The organism is Geodermatophilus sp. SYSU D01176, from assembly GCF_054050015.1.
The window spans coordinates 66,464-87,685 of the sequence record NZ_JBJGYN010000015.1 but is presented as its reverse complement, the minus strand read 5'-3'; the positions used below and the strand labels follow the sequence as shown (position 1 = coordinate 87,685).

General features: G+C 73.7%; 18 protein-coding genes and 2 pseudogenes. 10 read left to right on the top strand and 10 right to left on the bottom strand.

Annotated elements, in window-relative coordinates; all coding sequences use genetic code 11:
• The first annotated feature begins 14 nt into the window (after window positions 1-14).
• On the top strand, window positions 15-725 hold the full coding sequence (gene larB / locus ACI78Z_RS10805; RefSeq protein WP_457036532.1) for a nickel pincer cofactor biosynthesis protein LarB: 711 nt from the start codon (window positions 15-17) through the stop codon (window positions 723-725).
• The gene (larC, locus tag ACI78Z_RS10800) at window positions 722-1,939 is read left to right on the top strand and encodes a nickel pincer cofactor biosynthesis protein LarC (protein ID WP_457036531.1); all 1,218 of its coding nucleotides are present in this window, start codon (window positions 722-724) and stop codon (window positions 1,937-1,939) included. Before larB ends, larC begins: the two co-directional genes overlap by 4 nt.
• 284 nt (window positions 1,940-2,223) lie before the next feature.
• On the opposite strand, the gene ACI78Z_RS10795 is transcribed toward larC, so the two are convergent.
• Window positions 2,224-3,369, bottom strand: a complete 1,146-nt coding sequence (locus ACI78Z_RS10795) for a glycosyltransferase family 4 protein (RefSeq protein WP_457036530.1) — start codon at window positions 3,367-3,369, stop codon at window positions 2,224-2,226.
• On the opposite strand from ACI78Z_RS10795, the pseudogene ACI78Z_RS10790 reads away from it, so the two are divergent.
• The 3 genes and pseudogenes from ACI78Z_RS10790 to ACI78Z_RS10780 all read left to right on the top strand — a co-directional run bounded on the left by ACI78Z_RS10790 (window position 3,368) and on the right by ACI78Z_RS10780 (window position 5,770).
• Window positions 3,368-4,275, top strand: a pseudogene (locus tag ACI78Z_RS10790) (ClpP family protease). The gene ACI78Z_RS10795 and the pseudogene ACI78Z_RS10790 overlap by 2 nt on opposite strands.
• Before the next feature lie 597 nt (window positions 4,276-4,872).
• Entirely contained in the window at window positions 4,873-5,400 is a 528-nt protein-coding gene (locus ACI78Z_RS10785) for a hypothetical protein (protein WP_457036529.1), read from the top strand.
• Complete coding sequence (locus ACI78Z_RS10780; RefSeq protein WP_457036528.1) at window positions 5,351-5,770, top strand: response regulator transcription factor; 420 nt, start codon at window positions 5,351-5,353, stop codon at window positions 5,768-5,770. The genes ACI78Z_RS10785 and ACI78Z_RS10780 overlap by 50 nt, the downstream gene beginning before the upstream one ends.
• Before the next feature lie 86 nt (window positions 5,771-5,856).
• Here the strand turns inward: ACI78Z_RS10780 and ACI78Z_RS10775 are convergent, their stop codons facing one another.
• From ACI78Z_RS10775 to ACI78Z_RS10765, 3 genes are all read right to left on the bottom strand, one after another.
• Window positions 5,857-6,057: a hypothetical protein gene (locus tag ACI78Z_RS10775; RefSeq protein WP_457036527.1), complete on the bottom strand. Its 201-nt coding sequence runs from the start codon at window positions 6,055-6,057 to the stop codon at window positions 5,857-5,859.
• Window positions 6,058-6,673: 616 nt separating this feature from the next.
• Window positions 6,674-6,973 (bottom strand): anti-sigma factor family protein, encoded by a 300-nt coding sequence (locus tag ACI78Z_RS10770; RefSeq protein WP_457036526.1) that lies wholly within the window; start codon window positions 6,971-6,973, stop codon window positions 6,674-6,676.
• Between the two features lie 189 nt (window positions 6,974-7,162).
• Window positions 7,163-8,989 carry a glycoside hydrolase family 15 protein gene (locus ACI78Z_RS10765; RefSeq protein ID WP_457036525.1) on the bottom strand — a complete coding sequence of 609 codons (1,827 nt, stop codon included), beginning with the start codon at window positions 8,987-8,989 and terminating at the stop codon, window positions 7,163-7,165.
• A 116-nt stretch (window positions 8,990-9,105) separates the two neighbouring features.
• Here ACI78Z_RS10765 and ACI78Z_RS10760 point away from each other — a divergent pair, with 116 nt between their 5' ends.
• From ACI78Z_RS10760 to ACI78Z_RS10745, 4 genes and pseudogenes are all read left to right on the top strand, one after another.
• Window positions 9,106-10,506 (top strand): dihydrolipoyl dehydrogenase family protein, encoded by a 1,401-nt coding sequence (locus ACI78Z_RS10760; RefSeq protein ID WP_457036524.1) that lies wholly within the window; start codon window positions 9,106-9,108, stop codon window positions 10,504-10,506.
• A 23-nt stretch (window positions 10,507-10,529) separates the two neighbouring features.
• Complete coding sequence (locus ACI78Z_RS10755; RefSeq protein WP_457036523.1) at window positions 10,530-11,783, top strand: cation:proton antiporter; 1,254 nt, start codon at window positions 10,530-10,532, stop codon at window positions 11,781-11,783.
• Window positions 11,780-12,142, top strand: a complete 363-nt coding sequence (locus tag ACI78Z_RS10750) for an MOSC domain-containing protein (protein ID WP_457036522.1) — start codon at window positions 11,780-11,782, stop codon at window positions 12,140-12,142. Before ACI78Z_RS10755 ends, ACI78Z_RS10750 begins: the two co-directional genes overlap by 4 nt.
• A gap of 160 nt (window positions 12,143-12,302) precedes the next feature.
• A pseudogene (locus ACI78Z_RS10745) lies at window positions 12,303-12,821 on the top strand (hypothetical protein); the annotation flags it as partial.
• A 187-nt stretch (window positions 12,822-13,008) separates the two neighbouring features.
• Here the strand turns inward: ACI78Z_RS10745 and ACI78Z_RS10740 are convergent.
• From ACI78Z_RS10740 to ACI78Z_RS10725, 4 genes are read right to left on the bottom strand one after another with little or no spacing between them, the layout of a single operon-like run.
• A complete protein-coding gene (locus ACI78Z_RS10740; RefSeq protein ID WP_457036521.1) occupies window positions 13,009-14,622 on the bottom strand; it encodes a GMC oxidoreductase in 1,614 nt (537 codons plus the stop codon).
• 22 nt (window positions 14,623-14,644) lie between these two features.
• The gene (locus tag ACI78Z_RS10735; RefSeq protein WP_457036520.1) at window positions 14,645-15,577 is read right to left on the bottom strand and encodes a cyclase family protein; all 933 of its coding nucleotides are present in this window, start codon (window positions 15,575-15,577) and stop codon (window positions 14,645-14,647) included.
• Complete coding sequence (locus ACI78Z_RS10730) at window positions 15,574-16,395, bottom strand: glucose 1-dehydrogenase (RefSeq protein ID WP_457036519.1); 822 nt, start codon at window positions 16,393-16,395, stop codon at window positions 15,574-15,576. Before ACI78Z_RS10730 ends, ACI78Z_RS10735 begins: the two co-directional genes overlap by 4 nt.
• Window positions 16,392-17,069, bottom strand: coding sequence for a hypothetical protein (locus tag ACI78Z_RS10725; RefSeq protein ID WP_457036518.1), 678 nt, complete (start codon window positions 17,067-17,069; stop codon window positions 16,392-16,394). Before ACI78Z_RS10725 ends, ACI78Z_RS10730 begins: the two co-directional genes overlap by 4 nt.
• Before the next feature lie 281 nt (window positions 17,070-17,350).
• Here ACI78Z_RS10725 and ACI78Z_RS10720 point away from each other — a divergent pair, with 281 nt between their 5' ends.
• A complete protein-coding gene (locus tag ACI78Z_RS10720; RefSeq protein ID WP_457036517.1) occupies window positions 17,351-19,546 on the top strand; it encodes a LuxR C-terminal-related transcriptional regulator in 2,196 nt (731 codons plus the stop codon).
• Window positions 19,547-19,587: 41 nt separating this feature from the next.
• Here the strand turns inward: ACI78Z_RS10720 and ACI78Z_RS10715 are convergent, their stop codons facing one another.
• Window positions 19,588-20,325 carry an SDR family NAD(P)-dependent oxidoreductase gene (locus ACI78Z_RS10715; protein WP_457036516.1) on the bottom strand — a complete coding sequence of 246 codons (738 nt, stop codon included), beginning with the start codon at window positions 20,323-20,325 and terminating at the stop codon, window positions 19,588-19,590.
• 71 nt (window positions 20,326-20,396) lie between these two features.
• Window positions 20,397-21,110 (bottom strand): RNA polymerase sigma factor, encoded by a 714-nt coding sequence (locus ACI78Z_RS10710; protein ID WP_457036515.1) that lies wholly within the window; start codon window positions 21,108-21,110, stop codon window positions 20,397-20,399.
• Window positions 21,111-21,222 lie beyond the last annotated feature (112 nt).

The window sequence follows — 21,222 nt, the reverse complement described above, 5'->3', positions numbered from 1 at the left end:
GGCAGGATGCCGCTGTGGACGGCGAGGCACGCGACCCGGGGTACGTCGACCTGGGCTTCGCGCGGGTGGACACCGACCGGCTGCCCCGCACCGGCGACCCGGAGGTGGTCTACGCCGCCGGGAAGACCCCGGACGAGGTGGTGGCGATCGTCGAGACCCTGCGCGCCGCGGCTCCGCACCGGCCGGCGCTCGTCACCCGGGCCGACGCCGCGACGGTGGCCGCGGTGCGGCTGCGGTGGCCCGAGTCGCAGGTGGAGGCGACGACGCTCGTCGTCGGGGACCTGCCGCCGGGCCGGGGCCTGGTCGCGGTGGTCACCGCGGGGACGTCGGACTCCCCGGTGGCCGCGGAGGCCGCGACCACCGTGCGGGTCTTCGGCGCCGACGTCGTCCGGGTGGTCGACGTCGGGGTCGCCGGACTGCACCGCGTCCTCGACGCCCGCCCGGTGCTCCAGGACGCCGACATCGTGATCGTGGTGGCGGGCATGGAGGGCGCGCTGCCCAGCGTCATCGGCGGGCTGGTCGGCACGCCGGTGGTGGCCGTGCCGACCAGCGTCGGCTACGGGGCCAGCTTCGGCGGCCTGGCCGCGCTGCTGGGGATGCTCAACTCCTGCGCCGCGGGCGTGGTCGTCTGCAACATCGACAACGGCTTCGGGGCCGGGGTGTTCGCCGCGCGGATCGCCCGCAGCATCCGGGCCGGCGGCGACGGTGACGGAGAGCCGCGGTGACCCGGGCCGGGTGGCTGGACCTCGGCAACGGCGTGGCGGGGGACATGCTGCTGGGCGCCGTCGTGGGGGCGGGCGTGCCGCTCGCGGAGATCACCGCGGCGCTGGCGCCCCTGGAGCTGCCCGTCGCGCTGCGCGCCGAGGAGGTGCGGCGCGGCGGGCTGCGGGCGGTGCGGGTGGTGGTCGAGGCGCCCGAGGCCGGCCAGCCGACGCGCCGCTGGTCCGACGTCCGCCGGCTGCTCGACCGGCTCCCCGGTCCGCTGCGCGGGTCGGCGGCCGGGGTGTTCGGCGCGCTGGCGCGGGCGGAGGCGGCGGTGCACGGCGTGCCGGAGGAGGACGTGCACTTCCACGAGGTGGGGGCGCTGGACGCGATCGCCGACGTCGTCGGGGTCTGTGCCGGCCTGGCCGCCCTGCGCCTGGACCGGTTGCTGGCGTCGCCGATCGCCCTCGGCGGCGGGCAGGCGCGCACGGCGCACGGGACGATCCCCGTGCCCGGACCGGCCGTGCTGGCCCTCCTGGAGGCGGCGGGGGCGCCCGGGCGGGGCGGTCCCGACGAGGTGGAGCTGGCCACGCCGACCGGGGTCGCGCTCGCCACCACCCTGGCGGCCGGGTTCGGCCCGATGCCGCTGCTGCGCCCGACGGCCACCGGCACCGGCGCCGGCACCCGGGACCCGGCCGGCCGGCCCAACGTGGTGCGCCTGGTCGTGGGCGAGGTCGAGGAGGTGCCCGGCACGGGTCTCGACACGACGGCCGCGGTGGTGCTGGAGGCCAACGTCGACGACCTCGACCCGCGCGCCTGGCCGTTGGTGCTCGCCGCCCTGCTGGACGCGGGCGCCCTCGACGCCTGGCTGACCCCGACGCTGATGAAGAAGGGCCGGCCCGCGCACGTGGTCGCCGCGCTCGCCGGCCCGGCCGAGGTCGCCCGGGTCCGCGACGTCCTGTTGCGCGAGACCACGACCCTCGGCGTCCGGGAGACGCCCGTCGCCCGGCACGCCGTCCGCCGCACGTTCGGCACCGTGCACGTCGACGGGCAGCCGGTCGCCGTCAAGCTCGGGTGGGGGTCCGACGGCGCGGTGGTCAACGCCATGCCCGAGTGGGCGGACGTCGCCCGCGCGGCCGTCGCGCTCGACCGGCCGGTCAAGCGGGTGCTGGCGCAGGCCGTCGGGCTCGCCGAGGCGCTGGCGGCCGACGTCCGGCGCCCGCCCGGTCAGGGGTGACGCGCGACCTCGCGCGTCAGCCGCCTCGTCCGACGACCCAGGGAGCACGCCGTGCCGGAGCACAGGTTCACCGAGGGTCTCCACGAGGAGCGCCACCGCGACGGCTCGCTGCGCGCCCGCGGGCCGGTCGTCGACGGCCGCCCCCACGGGTACTGGGAGTGGTTCCTGCTCGACGGCACCCGGCTGCGGTCGGGCTCGTTCGAGCACGGCCGTAAGGTGGGGAGTGGACCACCTACGACCGGGCGGGCGCGCCGTACAGGACGACGACGGTGCGCTGAGGGCGGTCAGCCGACCGGTGTCCGGGCGACGGCCGCGTACAGCTGCGTCATCCGGTCGACCAGCCGCTCGTGCGTCCGGGTGCCGGCCAGCGCGCGTCCGCGGGCGCCCAGCCGCCGGGCCGATTCGGGGTCGAGCAGCAGCGACACCAGGGCGCGGGCCAGGTCCTCGGCCTCGCCGGGGCGCACCAGCAGCCCCGTGCCGCCGTCCTGGACCAGGTCCGGCAGCCCGCCCACCCGGCTGGCCACCACCGGGATCCCCGCGGCCATGGCCTCGCAGACCACCAGGGGCGAGCCGTCCGACCGCGACGGCACGGCCAGCACGTCGAGGCCGGCGAGCAGCCGCGCGGCGTCGGACCGGTACCCGGTGAAGGTGACCGCGCCGGCGAGCCCCAGCACCGCCGCGCGGTGCTCGAGGTCCGGCCGCAGCGGCCCGTCGCCGACCACGAGGAACCGCGCCTGGGGGACGACGGCCGACACCAGTGCGGCGGCCCGCAGGAAGACGTCGACGCCCTTCTCCGGGACCAGCCGGCCGACCAGCCCGACTGCCGGGTGCCCGGACGACGGGGGAGGGCCGTCCGCGGCGGGTGGCGCGGGCGTCGTCGGCAGCAGCACTTCGACCCGCTCCGGCGCCACCCCGTAGTCGGTGACGAGCAGGTCGCGGATGGCTGAGGAGACGGCGACCACGCGCTCGGCCTGCCGGTAGACCAGGCCGCTCACGGCGCGGGCCCGGCCGTCGCGCCACGGCCCCTCGGTGTACTCGGTGACGACGAGGGGCACCGCCAGGTCGCGGACGGCGTGCGCCGCGGCGGCCGCGCTGGCGAACAGCTGGGCGTGCACGACCGCCGGCCGCAGCTCGGCGACCAGCTCGCGCAGCGCCCGCTCGTAACGGCCGCTCACCCGGCGGGTGACCGGCTCGTCGAGCAGCACGGAGACCGGCACGCCGGCGTCGGCCAGGACCCCGGCGCGGGCCCCGCCGACCGAGCAGGCCACGTGGACCGGCCAGCCCCGCCGCTGCAGGGCCAGGGCGAGGTCCACGACGCAGCGCTCGGCGCCGCCGCCGTCCAGCGAGTCGACCGCGAGGAGCACGGGCAGCGGCGGGGTGGGGCCGGTGCTGGGCGCTGATCCGGGGGTGCGGAGCCGGGAGCCGGTCATGGGTCGCTCCGGGAGAGGGCGGGACCCGCGGCTCAGGCGCCTGGAGACGATATCGGCTCGCCGGGACCCCGACCCCGGCCGCGGCCCGGGGATCGGCGGGTGGAGCGGCCGGGAGGTGGGGCCGCCGCGGCTGCGAGGCCGTCGTCAAGGCCATTTCGCCATTGGCGCACGAATTGCGCGACGAGCGGGACACGCCTTTCGGGCGCGCCTTCCCGGGTCGCCGTTGCTCGACTCGGGTCCACCAGTCCACGGAGGGGGTCGGCACATGCAGCCCGCCACGCCCACCGGCGTCAGGGCACCGTTCCTGCAGGCAGAGGACGGGCACGGGTCACTGAACGACGCGGTCTTCGACCGGTTGCTGCGGGAGCGGGTCGTCCTCCTCGGCAGCCAGGTCGACGACGACATCGCCAACCAGATCTGCACGCAGCTGCTGCTGCTCTCGGCGGACGACCCGCGTCGCGACATCCACCTGTACATCAACTCGCCCGGCGGTTCGGTCAGCGCCGGCATGGCCGTCCACGACACGATGCGCTTCATCGACTGCGACGTCGCGACCTACTCGTTCGGGATGGCCGCCTCGATGGGGCAGCTTCTGCTGACCGCAGGTACCCGCGGCAAGCGGTTCTCGCTGCCGCACACGCGGATCATGGTGCACCAGCCCTCGGCAGGGTCGGCGGGACGCAGTGCGACATCACGATCCAGGCGGAGATGCTCCGGCGTCTCAGGCGGGAGATCAACGAGCTGCAGGCGGAGCACTCCGGGCAGAGCGTCGAGCAGATCGAGCGCGACTCCGACCGCGACCGCTGGATCACCCCCGAGCAGGCCCTCGACTACGGCCTGGTCGACCACGTCGTCGCCTCCGCCGCGGTGCTGCCGGTGCCGGACAACCCGGTGGCCGCGCCGTGACCGGAGTCGTCCCCATGCGCAGCGACCTGCACGCGCCGGACGCCGAGGCGCGTGGGCCCGGGCGGAGGACCACCTCGTGGGCACATGCGCCCCGACGGCCGGCGACGGGTTCGACCACGCGGACGGCGGCCGCGCCGCGAGCGGGTGCACGGCCGACCGAGCAACGTGCAACGGGACGCTCGACCGTCGATCCGGATCTACGAGGTCCACCGTCGAGCCGGCGATACACGCTGCGTAGGTGGCGGCCTGGTGGGCACACAGGCGTGCAGCGCTCCAGGCGCGCCCGCCAGGCTCAACCAGGACCCGCGGGACCAGAGCTCCACTGGTAGGCGGGGCTATTGATCGCCACCCGGTCCAGCGCGGCAACACCGTGTCGGTGCCGAAGCGGAATGGTGTGGACCCGCAAGTACCGGGGTTCATCAGCCGTTGAGTTCTCCGCCCAGGCGACGAGCCCGCTCAGCTGGGGTAAGCACTGGCCCCTGGTGCAGGGGAAGTCTTTCGGCTGGGTACGGGTGGTGCGTCACGACCCCGTCACCATCGCGTCATTGATGCACGAGGTCGTTTGGCGGCATTGATCCGTGTCGTTACGGTGAGGCCGTGGGCGCAGCGGGATGGTCCCTCTGGGCCGGCGAGGCGCCGGCCGCCGGCGTGGTCCTCCCTACTTGGCTGGCCGTCGTCCTCGCGATCGCCGTCGCAATCGCGCCGTTTGTGGCTGCCTTCCTGTCGTACCGCACCGCCTTGAGGGCGATTACGGCAACGAATACGGCCACGGAGGCGACCAAAGCGACCGCGGCCGTGACGCACGCGCTGACCGCGTCGGCGAGCAACCGTCAGTTGATCATGCAGGCCCTCGAGTTGACCCGTAGTGAGGAGCCGGCCTCCCGAAGGCAGGGGCTTGCGCTGCTGGACGGCCTGTCCCGGCTCGCCGGCTTGTCGCCGAATGATGCGCTCCTCATTCAGAGCCTGACACGACCGGTAATCGAGGGGAAATTATCGGAGGGCCGCAAGCTGAGGCTTCAGAACCTCGCAGTGTCGTTCCGACTGGTACGTCCGGACCCAGGTGAGGAGGTGGCCGGTGGCAGAGATCGAGGTGACACCCGATCAAGTGTTGGCAGCCCGTATTGAAGTTCAAGCTCTCGAGACCGCGGGGCTTGAGCCCGAGCCGTTGGTCCGCCAGCTCGCCGCAGCCGGGTCAGCTCGCAGTGTCCTAGAAGTCCTCACCTCCCGCGAGCACCAGGTTGCTGATCTTGTTGCGGAGGGGTTACGCACCGATGAGATCGCCAAGCGCCTGTCCATGAACCCACAGACGGTGAACGAGCATCTCGATGCCACATTGGGCAAGCTAGACCTCCCGTCGACAGTCGAGCTGATCATCCTCATCAACCGCGAAGGGCCAGGACACGCGCCCATCACGATTCCCCAGCCACGAGTCGCCAAACTCCCAGCCCCGAGCCGCCAAAGTGGAGACGAGGCTCGACGACCTCACCAACCGTGAGCTGTGAGGTGCGACCCTTCACGCAGTCGGCTGACACCGACACGCAACGTACAGTTCGTCACCCCCATGGCTCATCCGCTCGAGAGTCACGGTTGTCTGCCATTCTCCTCGGACAACAGCTTCATCACTATTGCGCCCGACGGCGCTTTTGCCATGAACATCGGGTGCGCCGGCAGCGACTCGAGGGCGCGCATCCGGTCCCGTAGCTGTGCATCTCCAGGAGCCTGGAACGGCCCTTCCGGAGCGTCCTTCAGGCCTTCTCCAGGAGACCTGACGGTCTGGTTCACCTGCGGAACGTGTGGAGCGGGTGACGGGAATCGAAGCCGCACAGTTGGCTTGGAAGGCTTGGGACTCCAGGCGCAATCCTGGCTGGTCAGCGCCAAGTCGGTCGGATGCCGTGCCTTCCGCGGGCCTCAGCGTACGGTCGGCCTGAAGAGCGGCTCCTCGCTGTTGTTCCGACCTGCGATCACCAGGACTGCCACGCGCACGTGTCGCGCTCATGCCGTACCGCTGGCCCGCGGTGCCACATGGTGTCGCCCGGGACCGATTCCAGCCGCGAGTCCCAGGAGAGGCTCCCGATCGAACCGGGAGGCCCGAATCGCAGCGCGGCTCCGCAGGCGCGTCTTCGGGGACGCGTTCGGGTATCCCTCGGGCAGGTGGTTCTCGATCGCCTCGCTCGGTGGGGCGTTGACGGACGGGCGGTGCTGTCGATCCATGGGGACGTAGGTGATGTAGTCCGCCGGGTCGTAGGTGTTCATGATCGACTCTCGCTGCTCGTTGCTGCGCGTCATGGGCACACCGGTGAGCGCTTGCACGCGGCCGTCGAGACTGTTGGGACTCAGCCGGCTGGCACCTGACCGGCGTCGTGTCGCCGAGCGGAGGGGATCCGCCTCTCCTGGGCCGTTACGGGTTCTCGCCGTGGGTGTCCTTGTGCAGGGCCGTGAAGACCTCGAGCAGTCGTTTCCGCGCAGGTTCGGGCAGCGTGGGGGTGGGCAGGCTTCGGAGCGCGGCAGCGGTGCTGCGGATCTGCTCGAGGTAGATGCGGCACGGCTCGCACAGCTCGAGGTGCGCGGCGATGGCGTTCTCGACGTCCTCGGGGAGGGTCCCCTCGAGGTGGTCGGTGACGAGTTCGACGAACTCCTGGCAGGCGATCCCCACGACGTCGTGGTCGGCGGTGCGTCGTGGCGCCGGAGGTTCAGCCACGCTGCTCTCCTTCCCCCGCGGCGCCGCGGCACACGTGGTCCAGGCTCCCGCGGCCGCCGTCCACCAGATCCGTGGCGGCGCCGGGATCGAGGCGCGACCGGGTCCCGGCGTCGGCGAGAGCGGTGATCGCGACGCGGATGCACGGCACGCGCGGCAGCCCGCGTAGCCCATCGGCGTCGACCGTTCTCATCATCGACCGCGCTGCGCCTGGTCGATCGCCCACGCCGCGTTCACCAGGCCGATGTGGCTGAACGCCTGCGGCACGTTGCCGAGGAGCTCCCCGCTGACCGGGTCGACCTCCTCCGACAGCAGACCGAGGTCGTTGACGTACGCGGCGGCCCGCTCGAACACCTCGCGCGCTCGGTCCACTTGCCCGGCCAGCGCGAGCGCCTGGGCCAGCCAGAAGGTGCACAGCAGGAAGGTGCCCTCCTCGCCGGCCAGGCCGTCGACGCCCTCCTCGGTGCGGTAGCGGTAGACCAGGCCCCGCTCGTCGGTCAACCGCTCCGCGATGGCGTCGATGGTGGCCAGCATCCGCGGGTCGTCGGCGGGGAGGAACCCGACGATCGGCAGCATCAGGTTGGAGGCGTCCAGCGCGGTGGACCCGAAGGACTGGGTGAACGCGCCTGCCGTCTCGTTCCAGCCCTGCTGCAGCACGGTGTCCGCGATCTCCTCGCGGACCTTCGCCCACTCGTCGACGCGGTGCTCGCAGCGCAGCTGCGGGGCCAGCGCGATCGCGCGGTCCAGGGCGACCCAGCACATGACCTTGGAGTACAGGAAGTGCTGGGGCTCGCCCCGCACCTCCCAGATGCCCTGGTCCTTGTCCCGCCAGCGGACGGCGGCGGTGTCAGCACACGCCGCGAGGAACCACCGCGTCTCGTCGTCCAGGGCGGACAGTTGGTCGGCCAGGCGGGCGGCGGCACCGAGCAGCTCCCCGTAGACGTCGACCTGGCGCTGGTTCCACGCGCCGTTGCCCACTCGCACCGGCCGGCTGCCGCGCCAGCCGCGCAGGTGGTCGAGGGTCCGCTCGCTGAGGTCGTGCTCGCCGCCCAGGCCGAACATGATCTGCAGCGACATGTCGGGGCCGATGCCGCCGGCGCCCGCGGTGGTCATGAAGCCGAAGAAGTCCTCCGCCTCGTCGGGGCAGGCGGCGACCCACAGCGCCTCCATCGTGAAGCTGGCGTCGCGTACCCAGGCGTAGCGGTAGTCCCAGTTCCGTCCGCCGCCGACGCCCTCGGGCAGTGAGGTCGTGCCGGCGGCGACGACGGCGCCGCTGGGCTGGTACGACAGCCCCTGCAGCACGCGGCCGCTCAGGTGCACGAGGTCGGCCCACGGTCCGTCGTACGCCTGGTGCAGGTCGCACCAGGACTCCCACGATGCCAGGGTCCGGTCGAGCAGCTCGGCCAGTTCGTCCTGGGACCAGACGTGCGCGGACACCGGGTCGCCGAGGGTGCTGCGCTGCAGCGCCAGGTGGACGACGTCGCCGGCCCGCAGGTGCAGCCGCGCCCGAGCCCTCCCGCCCTCCAGCGTGGACTCGGCGGGCAGCGTGAGCACCAGCCAGTCCGCCCCACCCCGGGCAGCGACCCCGCCGTCCAGGTGGGACAGCAGCGGCACGATCAACCCGTACTCCGGGCGCGGCCGGTAGTCGACGAGCACGTCGACCTCGCCGGAGGTGCAGGCCAGCCGGCGGACCAGGACGTGCGGGACGTCGGTGCCGAGCCGGTGCCCCTCGTTCTCCGGACCGAGGCCCAGCGCGTCGGTGAGCTGCACCTCGCCCTCGGCCGTCCGGAACGTGGTCTCGAGAGCCAGCGAGCGCCCGGCGTAGCGGCGGGTCGCCGTCCACGCCGCCTCCGGCTGCACCGACCAGTGGCCGGCGTCGTCGTCCAGCAGCGCGGCGAGGACCGACGGACCGTCGAAGCGCGGGAAGCACAGCCAGACGACGGTTCCGGCGCGGTCGACGAGGGCGCAGGAGTGCCGGTCGGACAGGAAGGCGTGGTCGGCGATGGGGGTGGAGCTCATGGGGATCTCCCGGAGGTCGGTCGGTCTCGCTGCTTCAGTCCTCCCGCCCGGCCCCTCGTTACGCGTAACGCCGAGCGGGTGACCGCGGACGACGGCAGCGAGTCCGAGGAGGCCCCATGTCCGAGATCCGTCCCGCAGCACTCGAGGTCGACGTCGTCGTGATCGGCGGAGGTCCCGCGGGGGAGGTGGCCGCGGACCGCTGCGCCGGCCGGGGCCTGGAGACCGTGTTGGTCGAGGCAGAGCTGGTCGGCGGAGAGTGCTCCTACTGGGGCTGCATCCCGACCAAGACGCTGCTCCGGCCGGGCGACGTGCTCGCGGCGGCCGTTCGCGTGCCGGGGGCCGCAGCAGCCGTGACGGGTCCGGTCGACGTGTCGGCGGCGCTCGCGCGTCGGGATCACATGACCTCCGACTGGATGGACGCCGGCCAGGAGCGCTGGCTGGCCGACCACGGCGTGCGGCTGCTGCGGGGAATCGCGCGGCTCGCGGGTACCCGGAGGGTGCGGGTGGACGGTGGCCCGCAGGTGGTCGCCCGGCGCGCGGTCGTCCTCGCCACCGGCAGCGCCGCTGTGCTCCCGCCGGTACCCGGGCTCGCCGACGTGCGGCCCTGGGACAACCGGGCCGCCACCGCGGCGAAGGAGGTGCCGGAGCGGCTGCTCGTCCTGGGTGGCGGTGCAGTGGGCTTGGAGCTGGCCCAGGCGTTCTCCCGACTGGGCGCGGCGGAAGTGACCGTCGTCGAGGGCGGCCCCGGACTGCTGCCCCGCGAGGAGCCCTTCGCCGGCGAGCAGGTGCGGGCCGCCTTCGAGCGGGAGGGCATCGCCGTGCTGGTGAACACGCGGCTGGCCGCGGTTCGCCGGAAGGGCACCGACGGGCCGGTACACGGAACGCTCAGCAACGGCCAGGAGCTGACTGCCGACGAGGTCTTGGTGGCGACCGGTCGCCGCCCGCGCACCGACGACCTGGGGCTGGGCAGCGTGGGGCTGCGACCCGGACGGCCGGTCAGGGTCGACGACCGGCTCCGCGCCACCGGGGTTCCCGGCGGCTGGCTGTACGCCGTCGGGGACTGCACCGGTCTGGCGCCGCTGACCCACATGGGCAAGTACCAGGCCCGGATCGCCGCCGACGTGATCACCGGCCGGGACGTCCGCGACCGGGCCAGCCGGGACGCCGTGACCCGGGTGACCTTCACCGATCCGCAGGTGTGCGCGGTGGGCCTGACCGCGGCCGAGGCGCAGCAGCGGGGGATCGCCGTCCGCGTCATCGACGTCGGCACCGGCGAGGTGCCCGGCTCGTACGTGCTCGGGAACGGGCTGGAGGGCACGACGCGGCTGGTGGTCGACGAGGCGTCCGACGTGCTGGTGGGGGCCACCATCACCGGCAGCGGCGTCCAGGAGCTGCTGCACTCGGCCGCGGTCGCGGTCGCGGGGCGGGTACCGCTGACCGAGCTCCGGCACGCCGTCCCGGCATTCCCCACCGTCGCCGAGGTCTGGCTGCACGCCCTCGAAGCGGCCGGTCTCTGACGTTCCTCGACCGGAGGTCCTCGGTGCCCGACGTCTCCTTCACGAACCTGCTGATCGTCGCCGGTGTCGCGGCGGCGGTCCCGTTGGCGCTCGGCTGGGCGCCACGCTTGCGCATCCCCCCGGTGGTCCTGGAGATCGTCGCCGGCGTGGTGCTCGGCCCGTCGGTGCTCGGCTGGGTCGAGGCGGATCTCGCGGTGCAGGTGCTGGCCGTCTTCGGGCTGGCCTTCCTGCTGATGCTCGCCGGGCTGGAGATCGACCTGCGCGGGCTGCGCGGGCGGCTGCTGGGACTCGCCGGCGCCGGCTACGCGATCAGCCTGGTGCTCGCCGTACTGGTGGGCGTCGGGGCGCAGGCGGCGGGCTGGACGTCGGCGCCGCTGTTCCTGGCCGTCGCCCTCACGGCGACGTCGCTCGGGCTGGTCGTCCCGGTCCTGAAGGACGTCGGCCGCGCCGGTGACGCCGTGGGGCAGACCACCATCGCCGCGGCGTCGGTCGCCGACTTCGCCGCGATCGTGCTGCTCTCCCTGCTGTTCTCCACCTCCGGCGGCGGCGCCGGGACGACGGCGGCGTTCCTGGCCGTGTTCGGCGTCCTGATCCTGCTGCTCGCGCTCGGCGTGGGCCGCGCGCGGATGTCGGGGCGGCTGGGCGACGTGCTCGTCCGGCTGCAGGACACCACGGCCGAGATCCGGATCCGGCTGGTGGTGCTGCTGCTGATCGCCTTCGTCGCGCTCGCCGAGCGGCTGGGCCTGGAGGCGATTCTGGGCGCCTTCCTCGCCGGTGCGCTCGTGGGTCTGGTCGACCGCGACTCCTCCAGCCACCCGCGCTTCCGCGCCAAGCTCGACGCCATCGGCTACGGGTTCCTGATCCCGGTGTTCTTCGTCAGCAGCGGGGTGCGGCTGGACCTGCGCGGCCTGCTGGAGGAGCCGACGGCGCTGCTGCAGGTGCCGGTGTTCCTGGTCGCGCTGCTCGTCGTCCGCGGCCTGCCCGCGGTGCTGTACCGCCGCTCCCTGGGGCGGGCCGGGGCCGTCGCCGCCGGGCTGCTGCAGGCCACCTCCTTGCCCTTCCTGGTCACGGCCACGCAGATCGGCACGGAGACCGGCCGGTTGTCCGCTCCCACGGCCGCAGCGCTGGTGTGCGCCGGGCTGCTGTCGGTGCTGGTCTTCCCGGCGGCGGCGCTCGGCGTCCTGGGCCGAACGACGGCCACGGCCGTGCCCGAGCCTCGCCGCGCCCGGACCGGCAGTCCCGAGCCGATCACCGCGGCCGACCCGGCGCGCCGATGACCCCGCTGGCCGCCTGCTCGCCGTGTCCGTCGGCCGGCCCCGGACGGTCGCCTGGCGCGGACGGCAGGTCGAGACCTCGAGCTGAGAGAACCCGGCTGCCGGCCGGCGGTGGGTGGGCGGGCTCGGACGGGGAGGGGGACGCGCAGGCCGGCCTCGTCAGCCACGGCGGCGAGCACCGCGCCGTCATCGCCTACCAGCGGGACTCCTACGTCCACCGGGAGCGCCACCTCGGCCGCCGGCTGCCCGAGCACGGCACCTTCCGCGAGGACTTCACCGTCGAGGGGCTGGCCGACGACGAGGTCTGCATCGGCGACCGGTTGCCCATCGGGGGCGCGGTCCTCGAGGTCACCCAGCCGTAGGTGATCTGCTACAAGGTGGGCGTCCGCCTCGGCGAGCCACGGATGCCGCCCTGCTGACCGGTCACGGCCGCCCCGGCTTCTCCCTCCGCGTGCTGCAGGAGGGCGAGGTCGGGCCGGCGACCCGATCACCGTCGTCCACCGCGACCCTGCCGGCCTCAGCGTGCGCCAGGTCTCCCGGCTGCTCTGCACGGGTGCGCAGCGACGATGCGTCGCTGCCGCAGCGCTGGCCGTCCGGCGCTGTCCGAGGGGTGGACGTGGTCGTTCCGGCAGTTGCTCGCCAGCGGCGACCGCCCGGAGAACCGCCAGCTCCCAGCAGGCCGCTCCACCGCGGCGGACCGAACCCCGTGCTGACCCCTGCCCGCGCGAAGGTCACCAGCGGGCCGCCGGACGCCGCCGGCGAGGGCGGGTGCGCCCGACGTCCGGTCGATCCCGCCGGCCGCCTGCGCCGGCCCGAAGGACTCGACGTGGACGGCGGCCGCCGGCACCCCAGGACGTCGAGCACGGGCTCGCTCGCGGCCTGCGGCGCCAGCCCCGGGGGGAGGCATGTGACGTGCCGGTGCGCCGGTCGTGCCGCACCGGCCTCTGCCACAGCTGCGAGACGTCCCTGGTCGACGGTGCGGTGGACCACGGGCCCGAGCCGCTCGAGGCGCCCGGTGGCGGGCTGGTGCTGATCTGCTGGGCTCGACCCACGGCCGCGGTCATCCTCGACCTGCGATCCGGCATTGCGCTGCGGGTCTGTCCGAGTTCGCGGTCGGCAGGCCCGTCGGCACCCCGGCTCGCAATCCGTGCCCCGCACCGGCGCACGAGCAGGTGCTGCCGGGCCCTCCTGGACCCCGGCAGCCCGGAGCGGGCCCGTGCTGCGGGGGTCAGTGGATCCGGCTGCCGAGCGGAGCCGACGGCCGCGGCATCGGCAGGTCGGCGGAGGCACCGGTCCGGACGCCGAGCCGGTCGGCGATCTCGTCGGCCACGCGCAGGGCGTTGGCGATGATGGTGAGCGTCGGGTTCACCGCGGTGCTGGAGACGAAGAAGCTCGAGTCGGCGACGTAGAGGTTGTCGACCTCGTGCATGCGGCAGGTGAGGTCCAGCGGCGCGGTGGCGGGGTCGGGGCCGAAGCGGATGGTGCCGTTCTGGTGGGCGACGCCGCCGATGCCGAGCTGGCCGCCCGCGTACTGCCGGTTGTCGTACACGTCCTGCTCGCACCGGATGGAGTCGAGCAGGCTCTGCAGCCGCATGCGCAGGCGGCTGACCTCGGCGGCGTTGGTGCGGGTGTAGCGCAGCGTGATCGCGCCGTCCCGGTCCACCGTCACCCGGTTCTCGTCGAGCGGCAGGTCCTCGGTGGTCAGCCAGAAGTCGAGGGAGTGCCGGGCCAGGTCGGCCGGGTCTCGCGCGTCGGGGACGTCGAAGCCGATGAGCACGGCGTCGCTCTTGCCGTTCATCTGGATCGATCCGACCGGGTACTCCCAGTCCGGGTCGAAGGGGTCGGACCAGTAGAAGTCATTGACCCCGAGCGTCTTCTGGAACCGCGTCGGGTTGGGGGTCTTGGAGAACGCGACCAGCCCCGAGTTGTTGTGCAGCATCAGGTGCCGGCCGACGTGCCCCGAGCCGTTGCCCAGGCCGGCCGGGTGCCGGTCGCTCGCCGACGCCAGCAGCAGGGCGGCGGAGTTGATCGCGCCGGCAGCCAGGACGACGACGTCCGCCGTGTACTCCTCCCGCACGCCGTCCCGGTCGACGACGACGCGACTCACGCTGCGCCCCGAGGAACCGGTCTCCAGCCGCACCACCCGCGCCCTCGTCCGGAGCGTCACGTTGGGGTGCCGCAGCGCGGGCTCCACCGTCATGACCTGCGCATCGGCCTTGCCGTTGACCAGGCACGGGAAGCCGTCGCAGGTCGCGCACCGGATGCAGGCCGACAGGTGGGGCCGCGCCTCGTCGATCAGGATGCCGTTCGGCAGCGAGAACGGGTGCAGGCCTGCGGCGGTCAGGTCGGCACGCAGCTGCGCGATCCGCGGTTCGTCGCTGATCGCCGGCCACGGGTAGGGGCCGGTCGCCGGCGGCTCGTCCGGGTCCTCGCCCCGCGTCCCGTGCACCTGGTAGAGCCGCTCGGCCCGGTCGTAGTACGGCGCGAGGTCGGCGTAGGAGATAGGCCAGGCGGGGGACACGCCGTCCACGTGCTGGACAGCACCGAAATCCCGCTCCCGGAACCGGTAGAGGATGGCGCCGTAGAACTTCGTGTTGCCGCCGATGTAGTAGTGCTGCTTGGGGGAGAACTGCCGGCCGTCGGCGCCGTCGGTCCACTTCCCGCTGTTGTGGTAGCGCTTGTCGGCCCAGAGCGCCTGCGGATCCCAGTTCTGGATCTCCCGCGGCAGCCAGTCACCCCGCTCCAGCAGCAGGATCTTCTTCCCCGTGGGGGCCAGGGCCCAGGTCACTGCGCCTCCGCCCGCGCCGGAGCCGATGACGATGACGTCGGCGTGCTCGGTCATGGTGTCTCCCGATCGGTTCGGATCACGTGATGGCGAGCGGCGTGACCCACGCGCCCGTGGCGCCGCGCAGCTTGGCGTGGCTGACGACGAGCAGGAACTCGCGCAGCCCGGCGGCGGCCGCCTCGGCCAGCCGCAGGTTCTCCAGCACGACGACGCCGTGCCGGACGTTGAGGGTCTGGGGGACGACGAACGGCTCGGCCGGGTCCTCCGCCGGCACCGGTCCGTAGCTCCAGGTGTCGCAGCCGGTCAGCGCGACGCGGTGGGCGGCCAGCCACTCGGCCAGGTCCCGGCCGGGCCCGGGCTCGCCCGCGGAGTACCGGTCGTCGTCCACGCCCCACCAGCCGCCCCAGCCGGTGTGGAACAGCACCCCGTCCCCCGGGCGCAGCGACCGGCCTTCCAGCGCGGCCTCGGCGTCGGCGACCGTGACGACGGCGCCGGGCTCGAGTCGGTCGACGCCGCGGACCGCGGCGACGTCCAGCAGCAGGCCCCGCGTGACGATCTGCGGCAGCGTCTCGATGCCGAGCCGATTGGTGCCCCAGTCCTCGGCGATGTCGGCCAGCCGGTATCCGTTGTAGGTGCGGTCGCCGACCTGCAGGTGGTTGAGGGCGTCGAGGTGGGTGCCCATCTGCTGCGTGGCGGTGATCTGCTCGACGATCCAGTTCACCGCGTTGCGGCCCCAGCCCTCGGGACTTCCGTCCGCCCGCCGGCGGTTGACGTAGTGGTAGTTCGTCGTCAGGTACGAGCGGAACGTGCGGCCCGGGAACGCCGGGACGTCGGCGTGCAGCACGTGCGCGAGCTCGTGCACCCGCCCGCTGCGCACCAGCCGGACGGCGTCCAGGACCACGGCCGGCGTGATCTCGTTCAACGCGCCGGCCGCATCCTGCGAGCCCCACCGCGAGGGGAACCAGCCCGCCGTCCGCTCCTCGGCGGACGGCGGCCGCGACAGCGTCGTCATTCCGACGACCAGGTGGTCTCGAACGACGGGTAGAGGGTCAGCCCGCCGTCGACGAACAGGGTCTGGCCGGTGATGTACGCGGCCTCGTCGGAGCACAGGAACGCGGTGGCCGCGGCCATCTCCTCGGCCTCACCGGCGCGGCGCATCGGGATGTGGCTCTCCACCATCCGCCGCTTGACCGGGTCGTCGATCCACGACCGGTTGATCGGGGTGACCGTCGCCCCGGGGCCGATGCCGTTGACCCGGATGCCCCGGCCGGCGTACTCGAGCGCGAGGGTCCGGGTGAGGTTCTGCATCCCGCCCTTGGACACCGAGTAGCCGACGAACCGGGGCTTCGGGATGACCTGGTGGACGCTGGAGACGTTCACGATGCTGCCTCCGGCGCTCGACGGCAGCCAGGAGCGGATCGCACGCTGCGCGCACAGGAAGGCACCTCGCAGGTTGACCGCGAGCACCTTGTCGAAGCCGGCGGCCGGGAGCTCGTCGCTGTCGGCGGCGATCTGGATGCCGGCGTTGTTGATCAGGAAGTCGATCCGGCCGTACTCCGCGAGCACCCGCTCGAACATCGCGGCGACCTGCTCCTCCTGCGAGACGTCGGCGGCGACCAGGATCGGTCGGGTGCCCGCGGTCGACATCTCCTTCATGCAGATCTCCACGCCGTGCTCGATCGCGTCCCGGGTCTCCTCGGCGCCCGCGGGCGGGCCGACGTAGTTGATCGCGACGTCCACGCCCTCCTGTCCGAGCCGGATGGCGATCGCCTGTCCGATTCCCGAGCTGCCGCCGGTGACCAGTGCCTTCCTGCCCTGCAGACCCTTCACGTCCCGCTCCTGTCCCTCAGTACCTGTCGGCGTCCCTCCGAGAAGAAGGCGACGGCGTCGTCGGTCGTGACGATGTGGGGCGCGCCGGACGCGGCTCCGAAGGGCGCGTTCCAGAACGGGTCGGCGGACGGCGCTCCCTCGTGCGGCCCGACGTAGAGATACGGCTCCGGCATCGCCTCGTCCCCCGGGGAGGCGCCGTAGTTGACGGCGCCGACGGCGATGCCGAGGTCGAAGTGCTCGGGCCAGAGCACCGGTGTGATCGGCTCGCCGAGCTGCTCGGCGAAGCGGCGCAGCGCAGCGTCGCCGAGCGCGAACCAGTCGGCGAGCCGGCGTGCGGCCCTCAGGTCGACCGGCAACGGCGCGTCGGGGTCGGCCGGCGTGGCCGGGGTGTAGCTGCCGCGCAGCCCGAGCTCCACGCCGGCGAACCGCGCGGCGCGGCCCAAGGTGGTGAGCGGCTGGGAACGTCGGGAGTCCCCGCGGATCGCCAGCAGCTCGTCGCCCACGACGGCGAGCTGCCGATCACCGAGCCCCACCGTGGTGGCGAAGCCCCCCGGACAGGGCCGCAGGCGGATGGTCCCGCTGGCGGTGAACTGACCCGCGGCGAGGACGTGCTCGGCCACCCGGTGCCAGCTCGTCCGCGTGGCCACCAGGGCCCGCGGTGCGGTCATCGTCATGCCCCGGAGTCCCGCCCGTGCCCGGTTGCGTTACATCGGGATCCCGATCTGTCCCCGGGGCGCGCTCCGGCGATGGAGCCGCGTGACCCGGTGCTGGAGAGCTCTACCCCCGCCGGTGGGAGGCCTGCCAGGCTGGTCCCCGACCCGACGGAGGCGTCCGAGGCGGCGCGCACCGGGAGGGAGCGGGACGGGCCATGAGGCTCTCGTCGGTCGAGAGGTTGCCGGTGTCACCCGCGCGGGGGGAGCCGGTGCTGCCGCCCTCTGGGCGCGAGGACGCCTCCGTGGAGCCCGTCATCACCACCAAGCTGTTCGTCCCGGCGGTCGGGACGCGCCCGATCGAGCGACCGCGACTCCACGAGCGGCTCTCGCGAGCCGTGGACGCCCGGCTGACCCTCGTGGTCGCCCCGGCCGGCTGGGGGAAGAGCACGCTGGTCGCCCAGTGGCTGCGCTGGGTCGGCGTCCCGAGCGGCTGGCTGTCACTGGATGCCGCGGACGGCGACGTGACCCGGTTCTGGCGGTATCTCCTCCTGGCCGTGCAGCAGGCCGACGCCTCCGTCGGGTCCGCAGCGCTGCGACGCCTGGACGCGGCCGGCGCCGACGTCGAGCGCGACGTCCTGCCCGTGCTCGTCAACGGACTGGCCTCCACCGGTGACCTCGTGCTGGTCCTCGACGACTACCACGTCGTCGCGAGCCGGCCGGTGCACCGGTCGGTCGCCGCCCTGCTCGACCACGCACCGGGCTCGCTCCACCTGATCGTCATCTCGAGGACCGATCCACCCCTGTCGTCGAGCCGGTTGCGCGTGGCCGGTGACCTGGTGGAGATCCGGGCCGAGCAGCTGCGGTTCACCGCCGAGGAGGCGGCGCGCATGCTCGACCGCGCAGCGGTGCCGGACCTCTCCGCCGACGACGTGCAGCGGCTGGTGTCGCGGACGGAGGGCTGGGCGGCCGGGCTGCAGCTGGCGGCCCTGCGCCTCATGGATCGCCCCGACCGGCAGGCCCGCGTGGACTTCATCGACCGGTTCACCGGCGCCGACCGGCACGTCGTCGACTACCTCGGCGAGGAGGTGCTGGGCTCTCTGTCACCAGAGCTGCGGGCGTTCCTGCTGCAGACCTCGGTGCTGCCGCGACTGTGCGCGCCGCTGGCGGATGCGGTGACCGGCCGCGACGACGCCGTCCGGCTGCTGGACGAGATCCAGCGGGCGAACCTGTTCCTCAGCGCGCTCGACGACGAGGGCCGGTGGTTCCGCTATCACCAGTTGTTCCGCGACCTGCTGCGGTACGAGCTGGCACTCTCCCGGCTCGCGGATCCCGAAGGGCTGCACCGGCGGGCGGCCGAGTGGTTCCGGGACCACGGGAAGTCCGGTGAGGCGATCGGGCACGCCATCGCATCGCGGGATCTCGGTCTCGCCGGGGCGCTGATCGGCGAGACGTGGCGGGCGGAGTTCAACCTCGGCCATCTGCAGACCGTCCAGGGCTGGCTGGACGCGCTGCCCCCCGCACAGCTCGCCGCCGACCCCCGGCTCACCGTCGCCCGGGTCTGGCTGCACATGGACCGCGGCCGGCTCGACGAGGCCGGCGCGGCGCTGGCCGCGGCGGAGCACGTCGCCGCCGACGACGTGCACGTCGGGGTGCTGCGGGCGCTCCACGCCTTCAAGGCCGGAGACCTGCCACGGGCCGGGGAGCGGCTCGCTGCCCTGCGGGGCCGGCCCGCCGACCCCTTCCTCGTCACCGTGCAGCACCTGGTGAGCGGGAACTGCGCGCTCTGGCTGGGCGAGCTGAGACAGGCGGACGAGCGGCTGCGGCGCGCGACGGCTCTGGCCGAGGACACCGACAACCGGCTCGCTGAGATCTACGCCCTCGGGGCTCAGGCGCTGGTCGCAGTCCTCACCGGCGACCTGCGGTCGGCGGAGGCGGTGCTCGCCCGGGCCTCAGCCGTCGTCGCCGACGCCCGCGTCGACAGCCACTTCGTCGCGATGTTCCCCGCCCTGGCGGCGGCGCGGCTGGCCGTGGCCCGCGGCCGGTGGCACGACGCCACGGTCGCCGCCGGTGCGGCCGCCGAGCTGGCCGGCCGCGGCGCTGGGCGGATTGAGCAGGCCGCCGCGCTCATCACCGCGGCGGAGGCGGCGCGCCACGCCGGACCGGACCGGGCAGCAGACACCGAGCGCTGGCTGAGCGCGGCTGCCGCGGTGCTCCGCGACTGTGCCGATCCCGGTCCGACCGTCCGGGACTGGTTCGGCCGCGAGCAGCGTGCGCGTCGGGTCCGTCCGTCCGCCGCGGCGCTGACGGAGCGGCTCACCGAGCGCGAACTCGCCATCCTCGCGTTGCTCCCGACGACGATGTCGCAACGGGAGATGGCCGGCTCGCTGTTCGTCAGCCCGAACACGATGAAGACGCATCTGCGGTCGATCTACCGCAAGCTGGGCGCCGAGTCGCGGGACGACGCGGTGCTGCGCGCCCGGTCACTGGACCTGCTCTGACGACCGCTGGTGGGGCCGGACCGTCCGGCGTCCCCGGGCGGTCATCCGGCGAGCCATCCGCCGTCGGCGATCACGATGGAGCCGGTGACGTAGCTCGCCTGCGGCGAGCACAGCCACACCGCGACCGCTGCGATCTCGTCGGGTTCGGCGATCCGGGACAGCGGCACGCGCTGCAGCAGCCCGGCGCTGACCTCGGACGTCATGCCGGTCCGGGTGACGCCCGGCGCGACGGCGTTGACCCGGATGCCGGTCCCGGCCAGCTCGACAGCGGCCGCCCGGGTGAGCCCGTTGACTCCGTGCTTGGCTGCGATGTAGGCGCCGTTGTCCGGCATCGCGGCGTCACCCAGCATCGAGGAGGTGTTGACGATGGCGCCGCGGCCCTGACGGCGCATCTGCGCGATCTCGGCGCGCATGCAGTGCCAGACGCCGACCAGGTCGACCTGGAGGACCCGCAGGAACTCCTCGGGCGGGTACTCGTCCAGCGGCAGGAACGGGCCGGCCACCCCCGCGTTGTTGTGGGCCGCATCCAGGCGGCCGAAGCGCTCCACGGTGTCGTCGACCGCGCGCGCCACGGCGGAGAGATCGGCCACGTCAGCGACGATCGCCTCGGCTTGCGCACCCGAGGAGCGGACCAGGTCGGCGGTGACCGCGAGGCCGTTCCCGTCGACGTCGACGAGCGCGACGGCAGCCCCGGCCCGGGCGAACAGAACCGCGCTGGCGCGGCCGATCCCGGATGCTGCCCCCGTGACCAGCACGGCGTTGCCGGACAGGTCGTCCATGGGGCCCCCGGGGGCTCGTCGCTGGGGCCTCGCGGGTGAGGCCCTCGGCACTCCTCAGGATGGACCGGCCATCAGCCGTCGTAGTAGTCCTCGAGCGCGGCTCGCAGCGCGGCCCGGCCGCGGTGCAGCAGGACGCGCTGATTCCCGGCCGACAGGTGCAGCGCCGCGCAGGTCTCCTCGGCGGACATGCCCTGCACGTCGCGCATCTCCACCACGAGGCGCTGCCGTTCGGGCAATCCGGCCAGTGCCCTTTCCAGCTGCTGCCCGATCTCCTGGTTGAGCAGCCCGCTCTCGGGCTGGTCCCACGGCCGGGGCGCCCCCGTGGAGGTCCAGTGCCCGGGGTAGGCGCCGTCCGGTCCCTGGAACCGGGTGGGGTCGACCGTGGGGCCGGATGACGGAGAGCCGGTCAGCTCGGCGGAGGAGACGAGGCGCGCATCCCGCTCCCACCGGCTCTTCGCCCGGTTGATCAGGATGGAGAACGTCCAACTCCGGACCGAGGAACGCCCCTCGAACCGCGCGATCCCGCTGATGACCCCGAGCCACGCCTCCTGCACCACGTCCTCCGCGGCGTGCCGGTCGTGGACGTAGCGCCGGGCGACGGAGAGCATCACCGGAGACCACGCGTCGACGACGGCGGCGAACGCGGCGGCGTCGCCGGCGCGCAGCCGGTCGAGCAGCTCCGCATCCGGAGGTGCGGCATCCCCGCCGGGCACGGTCTCCCTCTCGGCGGTGTCCTGGTCGGCGGTGTCCGCGTCGACCGGCGCCGGGCGGCTGAGCGAAGGCATCGTTCCTCCCCGGGCTGTCTGGCAGTGAGCCTCGTCCAGCAGGGGAGGGCGTGCCTCCCCCCGAGGGCGATCTCACCCGGGTGAGATGAGGGCGCGGTGGATGCCTCCGGGT

Excerpts from the sequence above, each read along its gene's own strand:
- ACI78Z_RS10795 (WP_457036530.1), bottom strand. The coding sequence starts at position 3,369 with ATGACCGGCTCCCGGCTCCGCACCCCCGGATCAGCGCCCAGCACCGGC.
- ACI78Z_RS10765 (WP_457036525.1), bottom strand. The coding sequence starts at position 8,989 with ATGAGCTCCACCCCCATCGCCGACCACGCCTTCCTGTCCGACCGGCAC.
- ACI78Z_RS10760 (WP_457036524.1), top strand. The coding sequence starts at position 9,106 with ATGTCCGAGATCCGTCCCGCAGCACTCGAGGTCGACGTCGTCGTGATC.
- ACI78Z_RS10750 (WP_457036522.1), top strand. The coding sequence starts at position 11,780 with ATGACCCCGCTGGCCGCCTGCTCGCCGTGTCCGTCGGCCGGCCCCGGA.
- ACI78Z_RS10740 (WP_457036521.1), bottom strand. The coding sequence starts at position 14,622 with ATGACCGAGCACGCCGACGTCATCGTCATCGGCTCCGGCGCGGGCGGA.
- ACI78Z_RS10735 (WP_457036520.1), bottom strand. The coding sequence starts at position 15,577 with ATGACGACGCTGTCGCGGCCGCCGTCCGCCGAGGAGCGGACGGCGGGC.
- ACI78Z_RS10725 (WP_457036518.1), bottom strand. The coding sequence starts at position 17,069 with ATGACGATGACCGCACCGCGGGCCCTGGTGGCCACGCGGACGAGCTGG.
- ACI78Z_RS10715 (WP_457036516.1), bottom strand. The coding sequence starts at position 20,325 with ATGGACGACCTGTCCGGCAACGCCGTGCTGGTCACGGGGGCAGCATCC.
- ACI78Z_RS10710 (WP_457036515.1), bottom strand. The coding sequence starts at position 21,110 with ATGCCTTCGCTCAGCCGCCCGGCGCCGGTCGACGCGGACACCGCCGAC.